Here is a 23,538-nt window from a genome sequence, read left to right as displayed (position 1 = left end):
TTGCCTATTATCGTGAATTATCAGGCTTTCTGTAAAGAGTTACGCGGTTTCGGCCTTTACTTTTAGAAATATAAAGGGCCTGGTCAGCCTGATTAACAAATTCATTAGGTGAATTAACAAGATTATCAGTTGCATCAAAAACAGAAACACCGCAGGAAATCGTTACGTGAAGATGCATATTATTATAGATAAAATCGTGAGTATCGATTGCGGCGCGAATTCTTTCTGCAACAAGAATTGCTTCTTCTGTCTTTGTATTTGGAAGAAGAACCGTAAACTCTTCTCCACCGTATCGGCTTGCAGTATCACTTTCGCGAAGGCTCTTACGGATAATATTTGCAACTTCCACAAGAACGTAATCACCGCATTCGTGTCCGTGCGTATCATTAAAATTCTTAAAGAAGTCGATATCAAACATCAAAACGCCGATATTTTCATTCTGCAAAAAAGCCTGGTCAATTGCTTCCGAAAGGATATTAAAGAAGTAGAATTTCAGTTTCAGGTGAGTCATCATATCAGTTGATGACTGTTCGATAAGGGCCGCATTATTAATTGCCACCGACGCAAGGGAAGCAATCGACATAATCTGGCTCTGCTCATACTCGGTGTAGGAAACATCGTCTTCAATCGCAATTCTTTCCTGCAAAATCAGAAGACCGTTAAGGTGAGTTTTCTGAATGAGCGGAACAATAAGAGTTGGCGAAAGAGCCTTTAAAGTTTCCAGAGTTTTCTGATCATCAATCAAAAGTTTCAGCTCTTCAAAGGTAATAGGCATCTGAACATCCAGAAGCTTCTTTGTGATTGGTGATGAAACAGGAATAGAAGGCTTGTCGCTGTCATCAAAAAGGTCTTTGGCAGTTTCAAGCACGTAGTTTTCATTAGTGATTAAATCTCTTACAAAAATTTCGGCGCCCAGAACATGCATCTGAGCCATACAGATATAAACGATGGATTCAAGAAGGTTATCAAAATCAAGGTTCTGGCAGAAAGATTTAGCAATATCGAGCATCTGCTCAAGGTCGTAAATTTTCTTTTCATATTGAAGTGACAAATCAAGAGCGTCAGTTTTCTTTTCTAATGAGGAAATTTCTTTTTTTGCTTTGGAAACGACTTCGTTTACCTTACTTCTTCTGCTCATTTTTTACATCACTTGTATTAATAATAACATAGTTTTTCATTATCTCAAAAAATATTTTCCAGTTAGGGAACTGATAATCTAACAAATTAGTTCGGTCTTTGTTACGCGAAGACAGAAGCAATACTTTTAAATTCTGAATGATTTCGCTTGAAGGCTTTTTAGCATCCGCAAGCAGCTCGCCCAGCTCTTTATGAAGAGCCCAGAGATTTGTTACATGTGTCTGAAGAAGATTGTGGGCTTCGTTATTTACGGTAACAACCATTTTTTCAAGGCGAGTATAGAAGGATTTATCTTTTCTGCTGTCTTTTATGTAGCCTTCCATAACGGCAATACTGTTTTTTTCGTTCATTGAGAAGGAATTTTCAAAGGCATAGAAATCCTGGTCAGCATTAATTGCCGCATAAACAATCTGAGAAAATGATGTTTTATAGGTAGAATTATTGAAAAATCCTTCAATTACAATGTCATCAAGCAGGGCTTTAACACCATCAGAGATGTACTGCTTTTCAAAAGTCTTAAGAACCCTGATAGGCAAAATCCACTGGAAAGACAAAGGAGTTTCTGCCTGAAGTTTTTCGCTGTAATCCTGATTGTAGCCCTGAACTTTTTCAAGTCCATTTTCAGGGAAGAGAGTCTGAATTTCCTGAGTAAGCTTTTCATCCTGAATTTCAGATTTAATGCGCTGTTCGTCTGAATCAAATTTTGACTGAAGCATTGTGGCAAATTCCTGACGAGGAGAACCTGTATACTGGGCAACGGCAGGCTCGTAATTCGGGTCGGCCCTGAAATAACGGATAATTGCCTTAAGCTTTTCAGGCTGAAGAACCTGCTTGATTATGTAATTTATTTTTTTCAGATTTCCAAGAATGCTGTTTTTTTCAGAAGGTTCCAGGTCGGCACACCTTCTCAAACGGTAAAGGGCAAGAACGGCAGCTCCCGTTGAATTTGAAATGTTAAGTCCGTAAAGCTGATAATAAAGGTCTTCCAGAAGATTGATTGCCTTTCCTACATCAACTTCGCTGTATGCCGGTGTATAAGTGCTGTCAGCAGGAACAAAATTGCTGTCAAAAAGCTGCATGAAAGGCACATAATTATAATGACAGAAATCTACAAGCTGACGCAGCATTAAAATATCGCGGTCAATTTTTTTGAACTGTTCGGAATTAAGATCTTTAAGGATTTTATCAAGAAGGTGGCGCTGATGGATGTAAATTCGTTCAGAATTATTAAACTCTGCAAGAATATCATCTTTTCGGTTCTGAAACTGAAGTTCCGAAACAATTTCCTGATCTTCTGCATTATAGCCGGTGATTACAAGCTGAGCCTCAAAACGGTGGCGGCGGGGCAAATCATTTGTGCTTACAGTCTCAATAAAAAGGCGGTCAAGAATACCGCAGTTTTTATAAAGTGTAAAAATTGCCTCTCCAAAATTCGGCTGCAAATAACCGGACTTACAAATCATGGGGGAAAAGCCCTGAATTTCAACGTCCATCTTTTTTAAAAGCTGCTTTCGCTGAACTTCCGGTGAAGAACGTCTGAAAATTGAATCAAATATATCAATAAATGTTCCAATTAAACTCATTCCCTAAATTTCCCCAATAAACTCAAAATATCCTTATAGTACAAAAATACTAAAGATTTTGCTTTTATTCTACTTTATAATTGGCCATTTTGCGAATTTTCTTCTTCAAATGCCTGTAAAACAGGCTCAAAAATCTTCTTATAATCTTCGACAGTGCTTGCGTGAACAATCTGAAGGCGAAGGGCTGCGCCGTTGTGAATTCCTTTAGAATATGCAGCAAAACGCTTTCGCATTTCCATGCAGGCGTGCTTTTCTTCCGTGTCTTTAACAAGGCGTTCAAGCTCGGCAAAGCCTGTTTTTATGCGGACATCAGGAGGAACAGGCTGATAGCTTCCGGTCTGCAAAAGTGAGGTTGCGTCTTTAAAAATAAAAGGATTTCCCATTGCGCCGCGGGCAAACATAACAGCATCTGCACCGGTTTCTTCCAGCATTTTTTTAGCATCTTCCGGCTTAAAAAGGTCGCCCGAGCCAAAAACTGGAATTGATGTTCCGTGAGATTTGTTCCACTCGCCGACAAATTCTACCAGAGCCTTCATTATGCTCCAGTCAGAATGCCCTTCGTAGCCCTGAGCGCGGGTTCTGGGGTGAATTGTAATTGCGCTGGCTCCTGCTTCCAGGGCCGCCTGAGCCGCTTCCTTCCAGGTAATCTGGAACTTTTCCCAGCCCGAGCGGATTTTTACGGTGACGGCACGGTCGCCGGCAGCGTCTACTACCGCCTTTGCAACTTTATAGAGCCTGTCAGGGTCGCGTGTTAAAGCGGAACCGGCTCCTGTCTTTACGATTTTAGGCACCGGACAGCCGCAGTTAATGTCGATACATTCGCAGTTTGTCTTTTCAAGAACGATATGAGCCGCCGCATTCATAATGTCAGGCTCCGGCCCGAAAATCTGCACGGAATAAACGTCTTCATTGTAAGCGCGGCGCATCAAAATCTCTGTTTTCAGATTCTTTCGCACAAGAGCTTCTGCGCTGACCATTTCGGTATAGGTAAAGCAGGCCCCGTTTTCTATGCAGACAGAACGAAAGGCCATGTCGCTGTAACCGGCAACAGGCGCTAAAAAGAGATTTCCTTTGAGTTCAATGTTTTTTATTCTTACAGGATGATACAGTTCCACCTGTGTCTCCCGTTACATTTCAGGTAAATTGAAAGCCTTGCAGCTGTTCTTCCAGAGCTGAACGCTGAGTTCTTCCAGATCCATATCCAGCATTTCGGCAAGGAAGCGGGCTGTAGAAGGCAGCATGGTTGGCTTTGTGCGCTTTTTCTCACGGAATTCAGCCGGAATCATAAACGGACTTTCAGTTTCAATCAAAATGCGGTCAACCGGGATGTTCAAAACTGTCTCGTGAAGGTTGCGTGCATTGCGGTAAGTAAGGTTACCTGCAAAACTGAACCAGACGTTCATATCAAGACATTTTTTTGCATAAGCGGCATCTTCAGAATAGCAGTGGAAAATGGCACCGGCATCAGGCAAACGTTCTGTCAAAACATCATAAATATCTTTTCCCGCATCACGGTTATGAATAATTACAGGCTTGTTGTATTTCTGAGCAATTTCAAGCTGAGTGATAAAAAGCTCAATCTGGCTTCTCTTGTCACCAAACTGCTTGTAGTAGTCCAGACCTGTTTCACCAACTGCAACTACATTTGGCAGAGAAAGAGACTTTTCGATTGTGTTAATCCAGTCCGGGCCCGGATTTGTTACTTCAGACGGAGCAACACCTACCGCGTGATAAATTCCGCTTACAGATTTGAGGGTAGCATAAACCTTCTGAAAATCCATAAGAGAGTTATTAATGCTTATGATACGTGTAACTCCAGCCTGCTTTGCCTGCTGAATAACGCGTAATTGTTCAATAGGATCATCGTATATAAGCCCGATGTGAGCGTGAGTATCAAAAAAATTCATGGCTTTCTTCCTAGAAAAATTGTGATGAGAAGAGCGAAAAAGTTTTTTTAACGCTTCTTTTTTAATTATTTATAATAAAGATAACACAGGTTTTTCTACTCGTCAACGTAATATCTGACGATAATAATAGCAAAAATGCACCTGATGCTTTAGCAGCAGGTGACAGCCGGTTCGAGCACCTCGGAAACTGTCAGGAAGCCTTTTCAACCGGCGCAATAATTAAACAGTAGAATTTATAAATGCAGAATGCTATAATTTTATGATTTATTATTGAAGATAATGAGGTCTAATATTGCCTAAAACACAAAAAGCCATGAAAAAGATGGAAAAGCGGGCTGTCTCAAACCTTGCGCAGAATTTTTCTTCTGCCTTCCGTTCGATCGGTTCTGCCTTTGTTAAACTTTTTCGTATTTTTGACAGCAAATTAACAATAATGATTGTTCCTCACTCTCAGAGCAAAGTGCTGAATTTTCAGACTAACGTATTTGCGCTTTTATTTGGGCTTTTGCTTTTTATTGGAATCCTGGTTTCCTTCTTCTACTTCAATCATCATTCAATTTCTGCAAACATGCAGATTAACAGCCTTACAGAACAGAACCGCGCTACCCTTGCCAGCCTTGATGAACTCCGTGATGAAAATGCTAACCTCTTCCAGGCCGCAAAAAGATTCCAGACATCTCTTTCACAGAGCCTTTCACTTTTGGGAATCTCTCAGGGCGAAAACACAAACAATTCTACAATTTCTTCAAGCGACCTTTCATCAATGTTTAATTCAACAGAAATTGCAAAAGGAACAACTCGAGAACTTGCTGATATCCGCGAGCTTACTTCTTACCTTGAAAACTCAATTGAACCAATCGAGCAGGTTGGTAAGATGCTTAAGACTCAGCAGAACCTGTTTACAGAAATTCCAAGTATCAATCCTGTAAAAAATCCTAACGTTCACGTTTCAATGCCTTTTGGTCCTAACGTTCACCCGCTCAACGGAAACTGGTACATCCACAAGGGTATGGACTTCTCAACATGGCGTTCAGGTGACCCTGTAATGGCAACTGCCAGCGGTCAGGTTGTAACAGTAGGTTTTGACAACAGCTTTGGTAACTTTGTAATCATCAAACATAACCACGGTATTTATACACGTTACGCTCACTTGAGTTCCTTCAGAGTAAAGCGCGGTCAGCTTGTTGACCAGGGACAGATTATCGGAAATATCGGTAACACAGGTATTTCTACTGGTCCTCACCTTCACTATGAAGTTCACATCGGTTCTGATGTAGTAGACCCTGCAAAATATATCAACATCAATCTTCAGAAGTAGGCTTTTATGGCATTCAAAATTGACGACATTTCAATCAACACAATCATTGGTGGCGGTTCGGCAATTCAGGGAAACATAAAGGTCAACGGTTTTGTCCGTGTTGACGGTGACATAGACGGAAACCTTGATACAGACGGAAACATCATTATCGGTGAAAACGCAAGAATTCGCGGAAACGTAAATGCAAAGGCAATTATTGTGGGCGGAATCATTCTTGGTGATGTTTTTGCAAATGAAAGCGTAAAGCTTCTTTCAAAGGCAGCAGTTGTAGGAGACATTGTTACCCACAAAGTTCAGATTGATGACAACGCCCTCTTCCATGGAAACTGTATTGCAGTAAAAGATGATGAAGAATACAACCGCCTTTCTTCAGAATTCCTTCAGTCTAAGGCTATCAAGCAAAAGGCAGCGCTTTAATGGCAGAAATTGATTCTTTAGGAACGAATTTTTACTATGCAGGAGTTCAAAACTCCCAGAATCAGGCGCTAAAAAATCAAAAGGCAGAAAAATCAGAAAAAACAAAGGGTTCTAAGTTTGCAGATTTAATAAAGGGCTCAAAGGCTGAAGAAACGACAGCACCAAACGGACTGCCAGCTGAAATTCAGACAATGAGCATTGATGAAGCGGTTATCTTTTTACGTGACCGCGTAGACAATGCCGGTAATGCCCTTTCAGAAGAACTTACAAAAGAAAATCTTGATAACTTCAAGGAAGCCGTAGGGCAATTCATTAAGTATATAGTAGATAATAATTTTGAAGTGAACGCCCGCAGGCCCCGCCGAATGCAGATTGTTTCACCGACAAACTTTTTTTCAAACTATTCGATGCCGGCCCATCCAAAAGATCCGAAAGTTCAAATAAATGTTATCAATGAAAAACTTGATAACCTGACACGAGATATGCTGAGCACCCAGATGAATAACCTGAAAATTCTTGCCCAAGTCAACGAAATCAAGGGTTTAGTTGTCGACTTGCTCCGCTCCTAAATGCTATAATTTTACAAATTAAGTTGGTAAAAAATGAGTGATATTTTTGAAAGTGATATAGACGATCAGACAGAAAACCTTTCTGAACTTGAAGACGATGAGGGGATTTCTGATACTTCCGAATTAACAATAGATACTCCCCTTTATAACCTTAAGCTGGATTACTCCTGCGAAACCCTTTACGCAAAAGTTCCTGAAAAAATCAATCTTAAGGCAGGTGATTTTGCAATTATTCCGACCCGCTATGGAAAAGATATGGCCCGTGTTCTCGGTATTGCAAAAAAGCCGATCGGAATCAAACAGTCTGACATTGTAACTGTTGAACGCAAGGCAAGCGAAAAAGATTTGGAAAAACGCGCTGAACTCAAGCAGAAGGAAAAAGATGCCTTCCCTATTTTCAAGGAAAAAGTTGCCGCACATAAGCTTGAAATGAAGCTTGTAGAAGTTCACTTTTTGACAGAAGAATCTAAGGCCCTCTTCTTCTTCAGCTCTGATAACCGAGTAGACTTCCGTGAACTTGTTAAAGACCTTGTTTCAATCTTCAAAATGAGAATTGAACTTCGCCAGATTGGTGTACGTGATGAATCACGCATTACCGGCGGACTTGGAATTTGCGGACGCCCGTTCTGCTGCCACGGAGTTTCTGATAAACTTCGCCCTGTTTCAATCAAAATGGCAAAGGACCAGAATCTTTCGCTTAATTCAATGAAGATTTCTGGTCAGTGCGGAAGACTTTTATGCTGTCTTTCATACGAATACGACTGGTACAACGAAGCTCGCCGCAAGCTGCCAAATGAAGGCGTTCGTCTTTTTTACGACGGCACTGACTTCAAGATTACAGAAGTAAATCCTCTTACTTCAATGGTAAAAATGATTGGCGAAGACGGCCGCATGCTTGAAGTAAATGCTAAGCGCTTTTATAAAGAAAATAATCGCTGGAAAATCAACTAAATAACAACTTTTTATATCTTGAATTTACTGTAATTTGTTTTATAATAAATTGTATATGATTTATATAAAAAAATGGCTTGAAAATTACGGTGAACTCTTTCCGATTGCAGACTCACAGATTGATTTTTTTGATAAAATAGGCAAGGAATTTTCTTCCCCTGTCAAATTTGTAAGCCTTGAATGTGGTACTGCATCGCTTGCTCAAGAACTCCTGATGCACAATTTTGACGTTACTGCTACAGATTCTTTTAAGGAATTTATTGATTTAATTAAGATAAAAAGCGCAAACTCAGAACCAAAAATTAAATCATTTAACCTTTTCCCTCAGGACATTGGCCGTTACCTGGGAAAAAATTTCTATAATATCATTTACTTTGGTGATTACCGTGTTGTTTTTATGCGCGACAAAATTTACATTTCAAAACTGATGATGGACGCTAAAGCTATGCTTACAGACGGCGGCTATCTGATTTTTGATTTGATTAACTTTACGAAATTCGATTTCTCTAATGATGAAATCCAGCTTCCGAAAAAAACTTCTTCCCGCGCAACCCTGCATTCATGGATTACAAAGGATAAGGAAAATGTAACTTACCTTTTGAACCAGCAGGTTGAAACTTCAAACGGAAAAATCATTGATGAAGTAAAAGACGAACCTATTACTCCTATCAGCCTTGAATCTTTCCAGAAGTTCGCTAAGGAATTAGGATTTTCATCATTTAATTTCTACGCAGACTACAAGATGAATCCTCTCACAGCTGATTCAGAAAAGATTGTGTGCGTACTGAAGAAATAAGACGACGGTCGTAATCCACACTACAGGTATGCGGTGCCTGGAACCGTCTATAACTTGCGCAAGCGCAAGTTGTTGCAACGTTTTTCAACTAAAATCTCCCTAGATTGTAATTAAGTGCATTTTTCAATAGAATAATTACTATGAAAGCAAGTAGAACTATTATCTCAACACTGCGCGAAGCTCCAAATGACGCAGTAATTGCAAGCCATCAGCTTATGATGCGCTCTGGTCTTATCAGAAAACTTGGAAACGGTCTTTATGTTTATATGCCGCTCGGCTACCGTTCTTTAATGAAGGTTCAGAAAATTATCCGCGAAGAACTTGATAATGCTGGTCTTTTGGAAATTAAACCTACAGTAATTCAGCCAGGTGACTTATGGCGCGAATCTGGCCGCTGGGATAAAATGAGTGGAGAAATGCTTACTGCTCAGAACCGCCAGGGTCAGGATATGGTTGTTTCTCCAACAGCCGAGGAAGCTTTTACAGCCATTGTACGCGACGGCCTTTCTTCTTACAAGCAGCTTCCATTCACTCTCTATCAGATAAATACAAAATATCGTGATGAAATCCGCCCCCGCTACGGTGTAATGCGCGGCCGCGAATTCACTATGATGGATGCTTACTCTTTTGATAAAGATGAAAAAGATTTAAACGCATCTTACGACAATGTTGCAGCTGCTTACCGCCGCATCTTCAAGCGCATGGGACTTAACACAATCAGCGTAAAGGCTGATACAGGTTCTATGGGTGGTTCAGGTTCAGAAGAGTTCATGGTAGAAAGCCCAGTTGGTGATGATACTTTGCTTTTGTGTCCTAACTGCGATTATGCCGCAAATGTAGAAAAAGCTGCTTGCGCAACAGAAGTTCCTTTGAACAACGAAGGAAAGCCACAGGTAAAAACAGACCTTCCATATGAAGAAGTTGCAACTCCAAACGTTTTCAGCATTGAAGACATGGAAAAATTCTTCAACGCAAAACCTACAACTTTCTTGAAATCACTTGTTTACAAGGTTTACAACAGCGCTGTTGGCCTTACAAAACACGAATTCTACAAGAATGCAGAAACTGTTACAGAAGGCGGACAGACTTACATTCCAGAAAGCTTTGTATGCGTAATTATCCGCGGTGATCTGGAAGTAAACGAAGCTAAACTTGCTGCAGAACTTAAAGCAAGCGGCGCAGAACTTGCAAGTGACGAAGATGTTCTTAAATATTCAGGTGCTCCACACGGATTTGTTGGTCCAGTTGGAATCAAAATCCCTGTAATTGCAGATAAATCTACTGTTGATATGCACGACTGTATCACTGGCGCCGGAAAAGCAGGCTATCACATTCAGCATGTTGAACCAGGCCGTGACTTTACAGCTTTCATTACAGCAGATGTTCGCACTTGTAAAGAAGGCGACAAGTGTCCAGACTGTGGCGGAACTTTCTACATGAAAAAAGGTAACGAGCTTGGACATATCTTCAAGCTTGGAACAAAATATACAAAATCAATGAACGTAACATACCTTGCAGAAAACGGAAAACCAGTTACACCTCTTATGGGATGTTACGGAATTGGTGTTGACCGTACTCTTGCAAGTATCATCGAAGGTCACAACGATGAAAAAGGTATCTGTTGGCCAATGAGCGTTGCTCCATATCAGGTTGCAATTATTCCTATTCAGTACAAGGGACAGATGCAGGAAGTTGCAGACAAGCTTTACGATGAGCTTACAAAAGCCGGCATAGAAGTTATTCTTGATGACCGCAACGAGCGTCCAGGTGTTAAGTTCACAGACTCTGAACTTATCGGTTACCCGGTTCGCATTATTGTTGGTGACAAGAACCTTCCTAACGTTGAGTTCAAAATCCGTACAGCAGAAGCCGCTGAAATGGTTCCTGCAACAGAAGCTGCTAAAAAAGCCGCTGATTATGTACGCGACGAACTTAATAAATTAAATAATTTTTAAAATTAATCTATTATGTAAAACTGGCTCCCAGTCGCGGAGCATGTGACAAAACCGCGCGATATCGCGCTACACGCTGATTGTTGCAAAGAAACTATAAAATTGACCGCTTTCGCGGTCACAACAATCAGAGTGTTTTTGCCCCACGCTCCACTCCTTCGCGCCAGTTTTACTTTATAGGGCTCTTTTATGAAAAAATTATTATCTTCATTTTTTACCTTTATTTTATGTGCAGGACTTTTTTCAATGCCTGTTTTTGAATCCTATATTCCTGATACCTCTGGTGAATTTGTTTACTATCAGGATAAATCTTTTGAACGCGTAAGCTACGTGGGAATCCTTTATTATGATGACGAAACTTTCCAGATTCGCTATTATGCTCCAAAAGATGAAGCAAAGTTCTTACCTGAAAAGGAAATCAACCTTCTTATTTCTGTAAATCCAGAGGCTGACCACTGGGACATGACTGGAGAACGAATTCTTACAAGCATCAGCCCGGATCCGGCAAGTGATGACGCTCAGATTGTAAACTACCTGCACGATTTGCTTTACGAATTTTCATCACGCCGTTCTCACCGCCCTGTAATTAATTTTCAAAATCAGCAGGAAGAAAGCTTTTTCACAGACTTTGTTCAATTCGGCGGAAACGTAAAGGTTGTCTATGACTGCATCGTACCTCTTTTCAATATCCGTTCAATTGAAGACACAAATGGCAACAAAGTATTTGACTGTGTTACAATCGGTCAGATTAAAGATACAAACGATCCTACTTTTGATGATTTTAAGGGATTTGAAGCTATCTGCAGAACCGATGAAAAGAAGGTAAAAACCTACAGCAAGGCTAAGGCCCTCAATGTTACTTTCCAGAACCAGCAGCTTACGCTTGATAAAAGCTGGAATCAGCAGCTGGAAAACTTCTGGACTTTGAATGAAGATTCATTAATCGCCCTTTCATCAATTCCGAATTTTTATGATGATAAGGCCAAGAATAACTGCTTTATTATCAGAAAACTTCTTTTGAGTGCCAAGGAGTCCTATACAGTTTTCAATGCAACTGAGTATTTTATCAAGGACGGAAAAATCAAAATTGTTTCAAAAACCGCTCAGACAAACTCAAACCGCATGATTTGCAATACAAAGCTGCTCTGCAAGAATGAAAAGAATAAGAATCTGGATTATTTTTCAATCGCAACCTACGAGAACGCCTATAAGGCAAATCAGGGGTATTTTGAAAAAATAATTAAATCTTACAAAAATTAAAGCAAAAAAAAAAGCGGGTCCCAGCGACGGCGTAAATCAAGGTATCACCCCCTCACGGGCAAAACGCTTTATACCGTCGCGTTTTGCCTTACTTTCCGCCTGCGTCCCACTTTTTTTTATCTTACAATTGTCAGCTTTTCTAGAAACTAGATTTGCTTAAAGGCGTGTCTATTCTAATTCCTTCTTCACCCAAGAATTGTTTTTTCTGCCCATTAATAAGGAACTGCACGCTGCTGACTGTAGAAAAGTTAGTAGCTGTGTAGACAACCTGCATCAGCTGATTAATCTGTCCTACAGTACCTTCCTGATTGAATTCAAAATTATCACTGAAATTAAGATAAGCAACGCCGTTACTTACACGGGCGCCAAGAAGTTTTGTTCCCTTTGGAATAAAACTTGTAAGGTTTCTTTCTGCAGCATTTGAGTAATCTGGTCCTGCAAGAAGAAGATTTATTGCAGTTGTAAGAGGTGAATCATTTTTTGGAACCGAACGCTTAATCATTTTGCGAACGACGCTTCCGTCTGCATCAATAACTGTAAAGCAAAGCTGAAGTTCTGTTTTTGTTACAGGCTTTGGCGCAGGTGTTTTACTTTCAACCTTCTTAGGCTCTTCAGGCTTTTTCGCAATTTCTTCTTTTTTTGTCACTTCAGGCTCAGTATACTCTTCTTCTACAGCCGGGCGGTTATAATCAAGGTTTTCACTTTCACCCTTAAGCTCATTGATTGTAATTGTTGAATCGTTATTTTCGGCTTCAGGCTTAGTCTGTTCTTCTGCAGAACCGTCTCCGCCTTCCGAACTTGAATCACCGCGAAGGTTCAGAATTACAGTATCACCATCTTTTGATGCAGAAGGCTTTGTTTTTCCTTCCTGCTCACTGATAAAAGTCGGTGTATTTCCAAAAACGCGGTCAAAAAAAGCGGTTTCTTTAAGATTATTTGATATCTGATCTTTCTTTACAAGAAAGGCAATGGCTATTATTAAAAGCCCAAGGGCAAGACAAGCAGCACCAAAAAGGTTAGCCTGTTTTTTTTTGTTATTTTTTGATTTTGATTTGTCGTTCTTGTGTGTAAGCATAGTACTTATATTATCGGAATATAAAATTGAAAGTTTATATCTACCACAAAAAACAAAGCTGCGGGTCCCAGCGACGGCGTAAATCAGGGTACCACCCCCTCACGGGTTCCCCCCTAATTTCCGCCTGCGTCCCACAGCTTCATTTTTTGAACTAGACTTACATTTTCTTTTTCGAAAAATTAACCAGCAAGATACTCATTAATTGCTTCAGCAGCTTTTCTTCCTTCACCCATCGCTAAGATAACGGTTGCGGCACCAAGTACGATGTCTCCACCGGCCCAAACTTTTGTGTGGGAAGTAGCCTGCTTTTCATCAACTGTGATGTGGCCTTTTTTGTCTGCATTCAAACCTGGTGTTGTTTTTACAAGAAGTGGGTTTGAACCGTTACCAAGAGCAACAATCATAGCATCACATTCAACGTCATGTTCACTGCCTGGAATTGCAACAGGAGAGCGGCGACCAGAAGCATCTGGTTCACCAAGTTCATAAGAAAGGCAGCGTACACCACGAACCTTTCCTTCTTCGTTTCCAAGAACTTCAACAGGATTTTCAAGGAAGCGGAACTTAATTCCTTCTTCTTCTGCGTGAGCAATTTCTTCCAGACGGGCTGGCATTTCGTTGCGGGTACGGCGGTAAACAACATCAACTGTTTCTGCACCAAGGCGGAGAGCCATACGGGCAGCATCCATTGCAACGTTTCCGGCACCACAAACTACAACGTGTTTAGCTTCGTAAACCGGAGTTGCGGCGTGCTCTTTGTCATAACCCTTCATAAGGTTAGCGCGGGTAAGATATTCGTTAGCAGAGAATACACCAATCAGGTTTTCGCCCGGAATGTTGAGGAACTTAGGAAGTCCGGCACCTGTTCCTACGAAAGCGGCATCAAAGCCTTTTTCTGTAAGAATCTGTTCCAGAGTATTTGTACGGCCAACAAGGAAGTTCAATTCGAACTTTACGCCGATTTTCTTAAGATTGTCGATTTCTGCCTGAACGATTGCTTTTGGAAGACGGAATTCAGGAATACCGTACATCATTACACCGCCGGCTTTGTGGAAGGCTTCAAATACTGTAACTTCGTGACCAGCGCGGGCACAGTCAGCAGCAACTGTAAGACCTGCAGGACCGGCACCAATAATTGCAACCTTCTTTCCTGTAGCAGGAGCACATTCCGGAAGAGCAACCTTACCATTTTCGCGTTCCCAGTCAGCAACAAAGCGTTCAAGACGACCGATAGAAACAGCCTTTTCTGCACTCTTGAAAACTTTACCTACAGTACATTTTCCCTGACACTGTTTTTCCTGAGGACAAACACGTCCGCAGATTGCAGGAAGAAGGGATGTCTGCTTAATGATATCAACAGCACCCTTGAAGTTTTCGTTTGCAATTTCCTTGATAAAAGCCGGAATATTGATGTTTACAGGGCAGCCTTCCATACAGAAAGGCTTTGCACACTGAAGACAGCGGTTAGCTTCAACAACTGCCATTTCCTTTGTGTAGCCAAGGGCTACTTCACCCATTTCGCGGGCACGCTTTTTAGGATCGCGTGAAGGCATTTCCATCTGAGGAATTGCATTGCGGTCCTTTGCAGTAAGTTTTCCACCGTTAGCGGCAAGCAAATCCTTGATTTTGTTATATTCTTTTACGGCATTTTCTGCCAATTGTTCGTTTGTCATACTATTCTCCAAATCGATTGTACAACTTCCGCGAAGCGGAAGTTAAGCAAAGGTACGGTTCTCTCACGTGTATCAGAGCCTTACGACCTTTGCAAATTATTTTGCAAGTGCATCAGCCTGAGCCATCATCTTACACTTGTGATAATCTTCCTGTTCGCGGGCCTTGAAAGACTTCATACGAAGGGCCATATTATCCCAGTCAACCTGGTGAGCATCAAACTCCGGACCATCAACACAAACAAACTTTGTCTGTCCACCAACACTTACACGACAGCCGCCGCACATACCGGTTCCGTCAATCATGATTGTATTCAAAGAAACTGTAGTCGGAACATTGTATTCTTTAGTTGTAAGGGAAACGAACTTCATCATAACCGGAGGTCCGATTGCGATTACTTCTGCAGGTGGAGTCTGGCTTTCGCAGGCTTCCTTTACAGGAACTGTAGATACCCCCTGACGTCCGGCAGAACCGTCATCAGTCATAATGATAACTTCATCAGCAATAGCCTTCATTTCATCAACAAAAATCAAAAGATCTTTGTTGCGGGCACAGATAACCATAATTACTTTGTTTCCGGCTGCCTTGTGAGCCTGAACGATTGGATAACAAGGGGCAACACCAAAACCGCCGCCAACAATCATAACAGGACCGTCTTTCTTTTCAATAATTGAAGGATTTCCCAGCGGGCCGAGTACAGCAGGAAGTTCGTCACCAACATTTTTGAGGGAAAGAAGATAAGAAGTTTTTCCAACTGCCTGGAAAACCAAGGCAATCCAGCCTTCTTTAGCATTTGCATCTGCAATTGTAAGAGGAATTCGCTCACCGAATTCTTCTTCAACCTGAACAATTACAAACTGTCCGGCTTTTCTGTTACGTGCAATCTCGGGAGCTTCGATTTTCATGTAATTTACGTCCTGAGACAACTGACGTTTTTCGATAATTTTGAACATGTAGAGCCTCTTATTAAAAACTTTAATCCCATTTTGACATAAAAAAGGCAAAATGTCATTAGTTTGAGTAATTTAATAAGAGTAAAATTATTTAGTATTATTAAATTTTGCAGCAAAAACGAATTAATATCATATCTTTACAGCAAAAAGGCCGCCTATTCCAGTTCCGGCTAAATAATATTCTCCAAAAATAAAAGCTATACCCACCGCCTGATACAGTAAGTATAGCTTATAATTACAATTCTAACAATTTTTTTAGACGGAAAATTCTGTTAAACCGTAAACTGATCGATTTCCTCACCGATTTTCTTAATAGAATCGCTGACCTGACTTGAAATTTCAGAAAGGGCCGCACTTGTCTGATTCATGCTCTTGGCTCCGGCAGACATTTCCTGCATACTGTCCTTAATGACAAGTGTTGTATTCTGCAGGTTCTGAACCTCACCAAGAATCATCTGGTTTCCTTCCTTCATTTCATGCGAAGCATTTTTAACTTCAAAGGTGTTATCATTCATAATCTTGATAGAATCAAGAATCTGCTTAGAACCTTCATTCTGTTCTTCCATTGCCGAGCGGATGTGGCGTACAAGCTCGTCGGTTGCACCAATCAGCTCAGAAACCTGGGCAAAGCTTTCAGAAGTCTTCTGGGAAGCTTCTACAACACTGTTAATTGTTTCAACAATCTTGTGAAGTTCCGCACCAATTCTCTTTGACTGCTCAGATGAAGTTTCAGAAAGCTTACGGATTTCATCAGCAACAACCGCAAAGCCCTTTCCTGCTTCACCGGCATGAGCCGCTTCAATTGCCGCGTTCATGGCAAGGAGGTTAGTCTGGCTGGCAATGCTTGCAATAGCATGGTTGGCATCCTGCAGGGTCTTAGACTGCTCAGCAACTTCAGAAACCTGACGGTTAACAAACTGCTGCTGTTCAATTCCCTCTCTTGAGTTTTCCTCCAGAGCTTCAAAAGAATGAGCCATCTTTTCTACCGACTGATTTACGGAATTAATGTTTCCTACCATTTCTTCAACCGCAGAGCTTGCAGTAGAAACACCACTCGCCTGTTTTTCAATCATGTTTTCAAGACTGTTGATGTTTTCTGCAATTTCGGCAACAGCCGCAGAAGTCTGACTTACCGCATTTACCTGATTCTGAACCTGAGTTCCAACGCTTTCTATATTAGAAAGAATTTCCGTAATAGAGCTTGAAGCATCATGAACGCTGGCACCAAGGCTTTCCTTAACGTCATTAAGGTTATCCTTAGAGCACTGAATCTGAGAAATAATATCCTGAAGCTTTTCTACGAACTTGTTAAAGCCGGTTTCAAGGCTTCCGATTTCATCATTACTGTCAACCTTAAGACGCTGGGTCAAATCTGCATTGCCCGAAGCAATCTGATTTACGGTTGTATCTACAGTTTTGATAGGATTTACAATCTTTGTTGCAAAAATAAAGGCAATAATAATTGAAACAACAAGGGCAATTACAGCCATTACAACAATTGTCGTAACGTTCTGAACAAATGCCTTGAAAATTTCACTTGAGCGGCCGACCGTTACAAAAACCCAGCCGTTTGATTTAGCAATAGGAGCACAGGCAAAATACCAGCCCTTTGTATTGAGATCCAGGAAGGAATCACCAAGGCGGGCCTTATGACCTGCAATATCCTTGTAATCATCAAAGAAGTTTGCGTTCATGATTTTTTTGGTATCTTCATTGGTAAGGTAATTTCCGTTTTTATCAATAAGGAAAGACAAACCACCGTCTGAAATTTTAAGGTTACCAATCATCGAATGAAGGGTATCCAGCATGATATCAATACCAAGAACACCGCGAACATATCCGCCGGTTCGTGATGCATAAGAAACAGAGGAAACAAGAGAGCCTGTAGTTTCATCAACATAAGGCTCAGTATAAATTACATCCCCCGATTTTACGGCATCATCATACCAGTCACGGCCTTCTTTATTGTAATTCTCATCAGGAACCCAGTTATCGCTGGAAATAAAGCGGCCGCCACGGTTCATAGGAACAGCATCAGCATAGTAAAGACAATAAAGCGAAGGATCCCCCTTTATCATGTCAAGGAAGTCCTTTTCTGTCTGCTTCTGCTCAAGAGGAGCCCGTTCCACATACTTTGCAGCTGCCTTTACAATGTCAGCCGGTTTTGACAAAAAGGAATCAATAGAAAGTGTAGCTGCCTGCATCTGCGATTTGGCTATAGCGTTAAGATTTCCCTTAATTTCACTAACCTGAGTTACCAGAATAGGTACGGAAATCAAAAGAATAGAAAAGATAACAACAAACATGTAGCCAAGCAGCAATTTTGCGCGAATTTTCTTCATGTAAAGTTTACCTCATATTATAGAAAATAATGTTATATCATTTAAAATGATACACCCGAATTCCCCACTTGTAAAATTTTAGTGAAGAATTCGGGTGCCGATGAAGAAAAAAAGAGGGGGAAGTCTCCCCCTGCGCGCACACTTCGTTGTGCGCTACCCTCTCTGCGGGCTCAATCGCCGCCCGCAACGCCTGCTCTCTTATTTATTAAAGAAAGCTGCAAATGGATTGTAGCTCATGCCGTCATCGCTGCCGGAATTGTAGTTACCGCGGCCACCGTTGCGGTTATTGTTGCCGCCCCGGTTAGCATTTGCGTTTCCTGCAGATCCGCTTCCAGCCTTTTTTACAACAACTACGCGCTTTTTACCGTCGCCGGCAGCTCCTGTAGAAGCAGGCTTTGTGCCTCTTCCCATTCCGCCGCCCTGCCCGATTCGGCTTGCAGCGTCGCTCTTCAAAGAAAGACCGATTCGGCGCCTGTCTTTATCAAGCTGAATGATTGTAAACTCAAATACATCGCCAACTTTTACAACTTCCATTGGGTCGCTTACAAAGTTGTCGGAAAGCTCACTTACGTGAACAAGACCTGTTTCATGAAGACCGATATCAACAAAGGCACCAAAGTCTACTACGTTACGGATTTTACCGGTAACCTTCATGCCTTCCTTCAAATCTTCAAACTGCAGAACGCCCTTCTGCATGATAGGGGCTGGATAGCCGTCACGAGGGTCGCGATTAGGCTTCTGAAGCTCATCAATAATGTCATTAATTGTTGTTTCACCGATATTATATTTTTCGCAGAGTGCCTTGCGGGTTTCGTTAGAGATTTTTTCACCTTTTTTAACTGCATCGTAAACTTCACGGGCAACATCATAGTTTTCCGGGTGAACCCAGGTGTTATCAAGAGGGTCAGAGCTTTCTGCAATCTTAAGGAAGCCGGCACACTGTTCAAAGGCCTTTGGACCAAGACCAGGAACCTTTTTCAAATCTTCGCGGCTTGTAATTTTTCCGTTAGCATCGCGGTAAGCAACGATTTTTTTAGCAGTACTTACATTAATACCAGAAACGTACTTCAAAAGCATGTAAGAAGCGGTGTTCAGGTTTACGCCAACCTGGTTTACAACCGAGCCTACAACTTCATCAAGCTGCTCGGCAAGCTTTTTCTGGTTTACATCGTGCTGGTAAAGACCAACGCCAATTGCCTTAGGGTCAATTTTTACAAGCTCAGCAAGAGGGTCCTGAAGACGGCGACCCATAGAAATAGCACCGCGAACCATTACGTCAAGGTCTGGGAATTCTTCTGTTGCAACAGGGCTTGCAGAGTAAACCGAAGCACCAGATTCATCAACAACAGTAAATTCAACATCGCTGTCCTTGTAGTTTTCGCTGATAACCTTACTTACGATAGCCTGAACTTCCTGAGAACCAGTTCCGTTTCCAACAGCCAGAACCTGAATGTCATACTTATCGATTGCGTCGTTGATTGCGTCGTAGGCACCCTGTGGATCCTGCTCCTGGAAAATCTTAAAGAAGCCAAGATATTTTCCTGTTTCATCAAGGGCGGCACACTTTGTACCGTTGCGGTAACCTGGGTCAACACCAAGTACGCGGCTTCCCTTAATTGGCTGCTGCATCAAAAGGTTTTTAAGGTTTTCACTGAAGATTCCAATTCCGTGGTCATCTGCATCATCAGCTTCGTCACTGCGGATTTCACGAACAACAGCAGGGCTGAGCAAACGAACAACACCGTCTTCAATTGCGTCTTTATGATAGTGATTGTGGATTGCGGCTTTTTTCTGAAGATCAGCAACTGCCGCATCAACATCAATGTCGATTGTAACTTCAAGAGCGCCCTCACGTTCACCTCGGTTAATAGCAAGAATGCGGTGAGGTTTAACCTGATTAAGAGGCTCTGAGTAGTCCCAGTACATCTGGTAGGTAGAAGTTTTTTCTGCCTGTTCAGCGTCCTGTCCGTCTGGAACAATCCCCTTTGTTACGATATTTCCTGTAGCAAGGTAAAGGTCGTGGATTGCTTCACGGTTCTTTGTTTCCTGGCTTACGCGCTCAGCAATAATGTCCTGGGCACCGGCAAGGGCGTCAGCGGCAGTTTCAACATTAAGAGCGGCATCTTCATTATCAGTTTTGATGAATTTTTCAGCTTCTTTTTCGCATGCTGCATCGTCGTTTTCTGCAAGGATAAAGTCTGCAAGAGGTTCCAGTCCTTTTTCCTGGGCAACCATACCGCGGGTCTTCTTCTTTTTCTTGAATGGAGCCCAGAGGTCTTCCAGAGCTGTAAGAGTTGTTGCGCTCATTACTGCATTGTAAAGTGATTCTGTGAGTTTTCCCTGAGCAAAAATGCCCTTTACAATTTCAAGGCGGCGTTCTTCAAGATTTTTATATGATTTGAAAAGGTGGTCGCAGTCGCGAACCTGAACTTCGTCCAGATTGTCAGTTTTGTCTTTGCGGTAGCGGCTGATGAAGGCGATTGTACAGTCTTCATTAATCAGGCTGATTACAGCGCTTACCTGCTGCACGCGGATGTTGAGCTCCGTTGCAATTTTTTTCATGATTTCCACTTCGTTAACAACGAGTGCGTCGATTGATTCTTGTGTAAATTCCATAGTAGAGGAAGTTTAACGGAATTTTGACTTTTGAGGAATATGAAAAAGACTAAATCCTGTCTTCTTCGATGTCGTTCAATTCTTCAACTTCTGCGTCCAGACCTTCAATGCTGAACTTGTTGTAAATCTGGTTGAGAAGGTTCTTGCAGTTTGCGTTCATAAGCTGATAGATGTTTGGAACCAAAAGCTGTTTGATACGCTGATCAAGACCGTTTGCGCCGGTAGAAGAAACAAATGCGAATACATAAAGCTCTTCACCATTTACGGGACGCTGCATAATCAAAACTGCATCAGAACGGAACATAAAGCCGCGGATATTAAAGTGGAAGTCGGAAATCTTTTCGTACATCTGAACAGAAAGACGTCCTTCCGGGAATACAAAAGAGAAATGAGAAAGACTTATATCCTGCAAAACACCGTTGTGAGTCTGGTTGTTTACAGTGCAGGAGAAAGTACAGGCCTTAGTACAGAGGGCACGAATGTTCTTACGGCGTCCCTGAGCCTGGTTTGCATACAAAATCTTTTCGATAATGCCGAAGTTAGATTTTTTCTGATATTCAAGCTGAATACAACCACAGGCAAGTCCGATTTCGTAGAGATATTTATATTCAAGCTTTGTTTTTTCATCTTTAGACTGGCGTTTTGTATAAAGAACGCCAATACAAGCCTGATTTCTGTACTGTTCGGTAATACGTTTAATGAAAAGAGGCCATTCTACATCAGGAATGTTATAATCGATATTAAAGAAGATAATTACGTCGTGAAAAATCGAAATCAGAATGTCTATTTTCTTTTTCAGACTGATTCGCTTGTCGTACTCAATAAAATAGCACTCATAACCTAGGGCAAAATAATCTTCCAGAAAAACTTCCGGGATAAGCGAGGTATCTGGTGTAATAAAAAATGTCTTGCGGCCTGCGACTATCTCTTTGATTGAAATGCCCAAAATCTTCTCCTATGTCATTAAATTATAACACTAAATCGCAAAACCACAAGAATTTTCCGAAGCAAATTAAATAAAATGCTGAGCCTTATGATGCTCGATTGTTTTATTCTTTACGGCAATCAGATAGCTTCCGTACATGGCGGTAACAGTATCAAAAAGCATAGAGAATGAACAGATTATAAGGGATGCAGGCTTGAGTAAAAGGAAGCTTGTTTCAAAACCGCGGGCATAATTCTGGCACAAGATTGTTACAAGAACAAAGGCGCAGCCAGAAGGAAGTCCGCCAAGCAGGAATGAGAATACAAAAGAAAATCCGAAAATCCAGAGAATATCACCAAGAGGAATATTCAGGCTGGAATATGAACGCCAGATTACGATAAAACTGATTACGCTTACCAGAGCCGAACCACCGCGGGAGAAAATCGAAAAAATCGGGAAGGTAAAGCCCGAAGTACGGCGGCGAATTCCAAGACTTTCTTTTCCGTGGCGGATTGTAAGAGGCAAAGCAAGGTTAGCGTCGCCACCAATGAAGGAAAGCAGAGCAGGCGCAATTGAAGCATACAAAACGCGATAAGGATATGGGTCGTGACAGATATAGCGGATAATCACAGGATAGATAATTCCTGCAACAATCACAAAGTCTACTATAAACATAATCAGCATTGGTGTGTAAATTCCTGAGAAGATGATTGTACGGAATTCAACAAACCACTTTGTCATAATCATCACCATCATAAAGGCCATGATTTCTGTGATGAACTGAGCAATATTATAGAAAAGTTTAGAAAGTGAGTCGAAAAGCTGATAAACGGGTTTAAATAGCGGAGTATCTACGGCTGTTGCGCTTTCAAATCCTATCAAAACGGCAAAAATAAAGCTTACCAAAAGGAAGGAACCTTCTGTGAGGGCCGCAAAAGCTGATGTCGGGAAGAGGGATAAAATCAGGCTTGCAATATCAAGCTTAAAGAAATCTGAACTTGTATCAACTGTGATAGGAATTCGAGGGAGCTTTACAATCAGAATTGATAGCATTCCCACGATTGTCATAATGAAGGTTGAACAGAGGATTACGATTGCAGTCCAGCGAACAGTCTTAAAAAAGAGCTTTGAAGAACGAAGCTTGTTTACAGAAACGATTGCTGTTGAAAAAACTAGAGGCACTACAAGATAGCGGCCGATACGAACGAATAATTCAGTTACAAAATTTATAAAAGAAGAAATAGCCGGGTTATTAACCGGAAGCAGAATGGCAGCAAGAATGCCAAGTAAAATTGCAAGTAAGTATTTTATCCAAAGTTTCATATTTTAATTATAGCATAGAAAGTAGATAATCGGCAATTTGTGATGTATAATCAAAACATGGCTAAAATGTTACTTATTGGAAAAGATATTCCCGAGGGCTATGATTTTGCCAAGGGACTGGCAGGAGCGGAAAACCAGGTTTTTTGCGCTGAGTCAGATTCAAATACAGACAGCGGAGACTTAAACGAAAGGATTTTTACTGCATCCTGGAACAAGGCTTCGGCAATTTCGGCTCATTCACTTTTAATTAAGGCTGAAACCAGGCTTGAAACAATCGAAAACGTAATTTTTTATTTTGACGCTGACTACCTTTCCAGCAGATTTCTGGATAACAGCACGGACGAGATTTCTACAGCAATCGACACAATGATTACACCTTTCCTCTATATTACAGCTGAACTTTTGAGACGCGCTGAGCAGAAAGGAAGCAAACTTTGCGCTGGTTTTATTGTAAAAAATCTCAGGCCGGAACAGACAAGCGGAATCGTTAAGATTGCAGAGGCAGCTTTTTGCCAGCTGGCAGAAAACTTTGCCCAGAATGTAAGTGACCGCGATTACCTGAGGGTTTTCCTTGCAAAAAGCAGCGCCCTCACCGAAGCGTTGGCAGGGGAAGCAGCGCTTGGAGAGTGGGCTGCCAAGGCTTTAGGCGACATTTCAGATAAAAAGCAATCTGTAAAGCAGGCGACGGCATGGAACAAGGCCGGAGCAAAACTTGGAGCCGGATTTCCATTTTTCAAATAGGG

The 23,538-nt window shown here is 41.5% G+C and carries 19 protein-coding genes; 8 read left to right on the top strand and 11 right to left on the bottom strand.

All coding sequences use genetic code 11. The features are described from left to right. Positions 1-7: 7 nt before the first annotated feature. The 4 genes from dgcA to T530_RS0109595 all read right to left on the bottom strand — a co-directional run bounded on the left by dgcA (position 8) and on the right by T530_RS0109595 (position 4,627). Entirely contained in the window at positions 8-1,138 is a 1,131-nt protein-coding gene (gene dgcA, locus T530_RS0109610) for a diguanylate cyclase DgcA (RefSeq protein ID WP_027728822.1), read from the bottom strand. Next, positions 1,122-2,720: a DUF5312 family protein gene (locus tag T530_RS0109605; protein ID WP_027728821.1), complete on the bottom strand. Its 1,599-nt coding sequence runs from the start codon at positions 2,718-2,720 to the stop codon at positions 1,122-1,124. The genes dgcA and T530_RS0109605 overlap by 17 nt, the downstream gene beginning before the upstream one ends. Positions 2,721-2,794: 74 nt before the next feature. Continuing rightward, positions 2,795-3,835 carry a tRNA dihydrouridine synthase DusB gene (gene dusB / locus T530_RS0109600; RefSeq protein ID WP_027728820.1) on the bottom strand — a complete coding sequence of 347 codons (1,041 nt, stop codon included), beginning with the start codon at positions 3,833-3,835 and terminating at the stop codon, positions 2,795-2,797. Positions 3,836-3,847: 12 nt separating this feature from the next. Continuing rightward, complete coding sequence (locus T530_RS0109595) at positions 3,848-4,627, bottom strand: TatD family hydrolase (protein WP_027728819.1); 780 nt, start codon at positions 4,625-4,627, stop codon at positions 3,848-3,850. Between the two features lie 313 nt (positions 4,628-4,940). Between T530_RS0109595 and T530_RS0109590 the strand changes: the two genes are divergently transcribed. The 7 genes from T530_RS0109590 (at position 4,941) to T530_RS0109560 (ending at position 11,890) form a co-directional block, all read left to right on the top strand. Continuing rightward, entirely contained in the window at positions 4,941-5,945 is a 1,005-nt protein-coding gene (locus T530_RS0109590; protein ID WP_027728818.1) for a M23 family metallopeptidase, read from the top strand. A 6-nt stretch (positions 5,946-5,951) separates the two neighbouring features. Continuing rightward, on the top strand, positions 5,952-6,362 hold the full coding sequence (locus T530_RS0109585; RefSeq protein ID WP_027728817.1) for a polymer-forming cytoskeletal protein: 411 nt from the start codon (positions 5,952-5,954) through the stop codon (positions 6,360-6,362). Then, on the top strand, positions 6,362-6,931 hold the full coding sequence (locus T530_RS0109580) for a YaaR family protein (protein WP_027728816.1): 570 nt from the start codon (positions 6,362-6,364) through the stop codon (positions 6,929-6,931). Before T530_RS0109585 ends, T530_RS0109580 begins: the two co-directional genes overlap by 1 nt. 33 nt (positions 6,932-6,964) lie before the next feature. Next, a complete protein-coding gene (locus T530_RS0109575; RefSeq protein ID WP_027728815.1) occupies positions 6,965-7,882 on the top strand; it encodes a regulatory iron-sulfur-containing complex subunit RicT in 918 nt (305 codons plus the stop codon). A 55-nt stretch (positions 7,883-7,937) separates the two neighbouring features. Then, positions 7,938-8,678 (top strand): hypothetical protein, encoded by a 741-nt coding sequence (locus T530_RS0109570; protein WP_027728814.1) that lies wholly within the window; start codon positions 7,938-7,940, stop codon positions 8,676-8,678. Positions 8,679-8,818: 140 nt separating this feature from the next. Then, positions 8,819-10,633: a proline--tRNA ligase gene (locus T530_RS0109565; protein WP_027728813.1), complete on the top strand. Its 1,815-nt coding sequence runs from the start codon at positions 8,819-8,821 to the stop codon at positions 10,631-10,633. A gap of 186 nt (positions 10,634-10,819) precedes the next feature. Continuing rightward, complete coding sequence (locus T530_RS0109560) at positions 10,820-11,890, top strand: hypothetical protein (protein WP_027728812.1); 1,071 nt, start codon at positions 10,820-10,822, stop codon at positions 11,888-11,890. Positions 11,891-12,029: 139 nt separating this feature from the next. Here T530_RS0109560 and T530_RS14815 read toward each other — a convergent pair whose 3' ends face one another. From T530_RS14815 to T530_RS0109525, 7 genes are all read right to left on the bottom strand, one after another. Then, entirely contained in the window at positions 12,030-12,965 is a 936-nt protein-coding gene (locus T530_RS14815; protein ID WP_051537930.1) for a GerMN domain-containing protein, read from the bottom strand. Between the two features lie 179 nt (positions 12,966-13,144). Continuing rightward, positions 13,145-14,638 (bottom strand): NADPH-dependent glutamate synthase, encoded by a 1,494-nt coding sequence (gltA, locus tag T530_RS0109550; protein ID WP_051537929.1) that lies wholly within the window; start codon positions 14,636-14,638, stop codon positions 13,145-13,147. A gap of 96 nt (positions 14,639-14,734) precedes the next feature. Continuing rightward, positions 14,735-15,589: a sulfide/dihydroorotate dehydrogenase-like FAD/NAD-binding protein gene (locus tag T530_RS0109545; protein WP_027728810.1), complete on the bottom strand. Its 855-nt coding sequence runs from the start codon at positions 15,587-15,589 to the stop codon at positions 14,735-14,737. Positions 15,590-15,861: 272 nt separating this feature from the next. Next, positions 15,862-17,931 (bottom strand): methyl-accepting chemotaxis protein, encoded by a 2,070-nt coding sequence (locus tag T530_RS0109540; protein ID WP_027728809.1) that lies wholly within the window; start codon positions 17,929-17,931, stop codon positions 15,862-15,864. 198 nt (positions 17,932-18,129) lie between these two features. Further along, positions 18,130-20,547 (bottom strand): helix-hairpin-helix domain-containing protein, encoded by a 2,418-nt coding sequence (locus tag T530_RS14100; RefSeq protein WP_038074333.1) that lies wholly within the window; start codon positions 20,545-20,547, stop codon positions 18,130-18,132. 49 nt (positions 20,548-20,596) lie between these two features. After that, on the bottom strand, positions 20,597-21,493 hold the full coding sequence (locus tag T530_RS0109530; RefSeq protein ID WP_009105289.1) for a hypothetical protein: 897 nt from the start codon (positions 21,491-21,493) through the stop codon (positions 20,597-20,599). A 66-nt stretch (positions 21,494-21,559) separates the two neighbouring features. Beyond that, complete coding sequence (locus T530_RS0109525; RefSeq protein WP_027728808.1) at positions 21,560-22,795, bottom strand: dicarboxylate/amino acid:cation symporter; 1,236 nt, start codon at positions 22,793-22,795, stop codon at positions 21,560-21,562. A gap of 57 nt (positions 22,796-22,852) precedes the next feature. Here T530_RS0109525 and T530_RS0109520 point away from each other — a divergent pair, with 57 nt between their 5' ends. Next, positions 22,853-23,536: a hypothetical protein gene (locus tag T530_RS0109520; protein WP_156011612.1), complete on the top strand. Its 684-nt coding sequence runs from the start codon at positions 22,853-22,855 to the stop codon at positions 23,534-23,536. Positions 23,537-23,538 lie beyond the last annotated feature (2 nt).

The sequence above is a fragment of the Treponema sp. C6A8 genome, from assembly GCF_000619925.1.
GTDB lineage: Bacteria > Spirochaetota > Spirochaetia > Treponematales > Treponemataceae > Treponema_D.
Note: the sequence above shows the minus strand (reverse complement) of the source record. Positions and strands in the feature narration are given on the sequence as shown.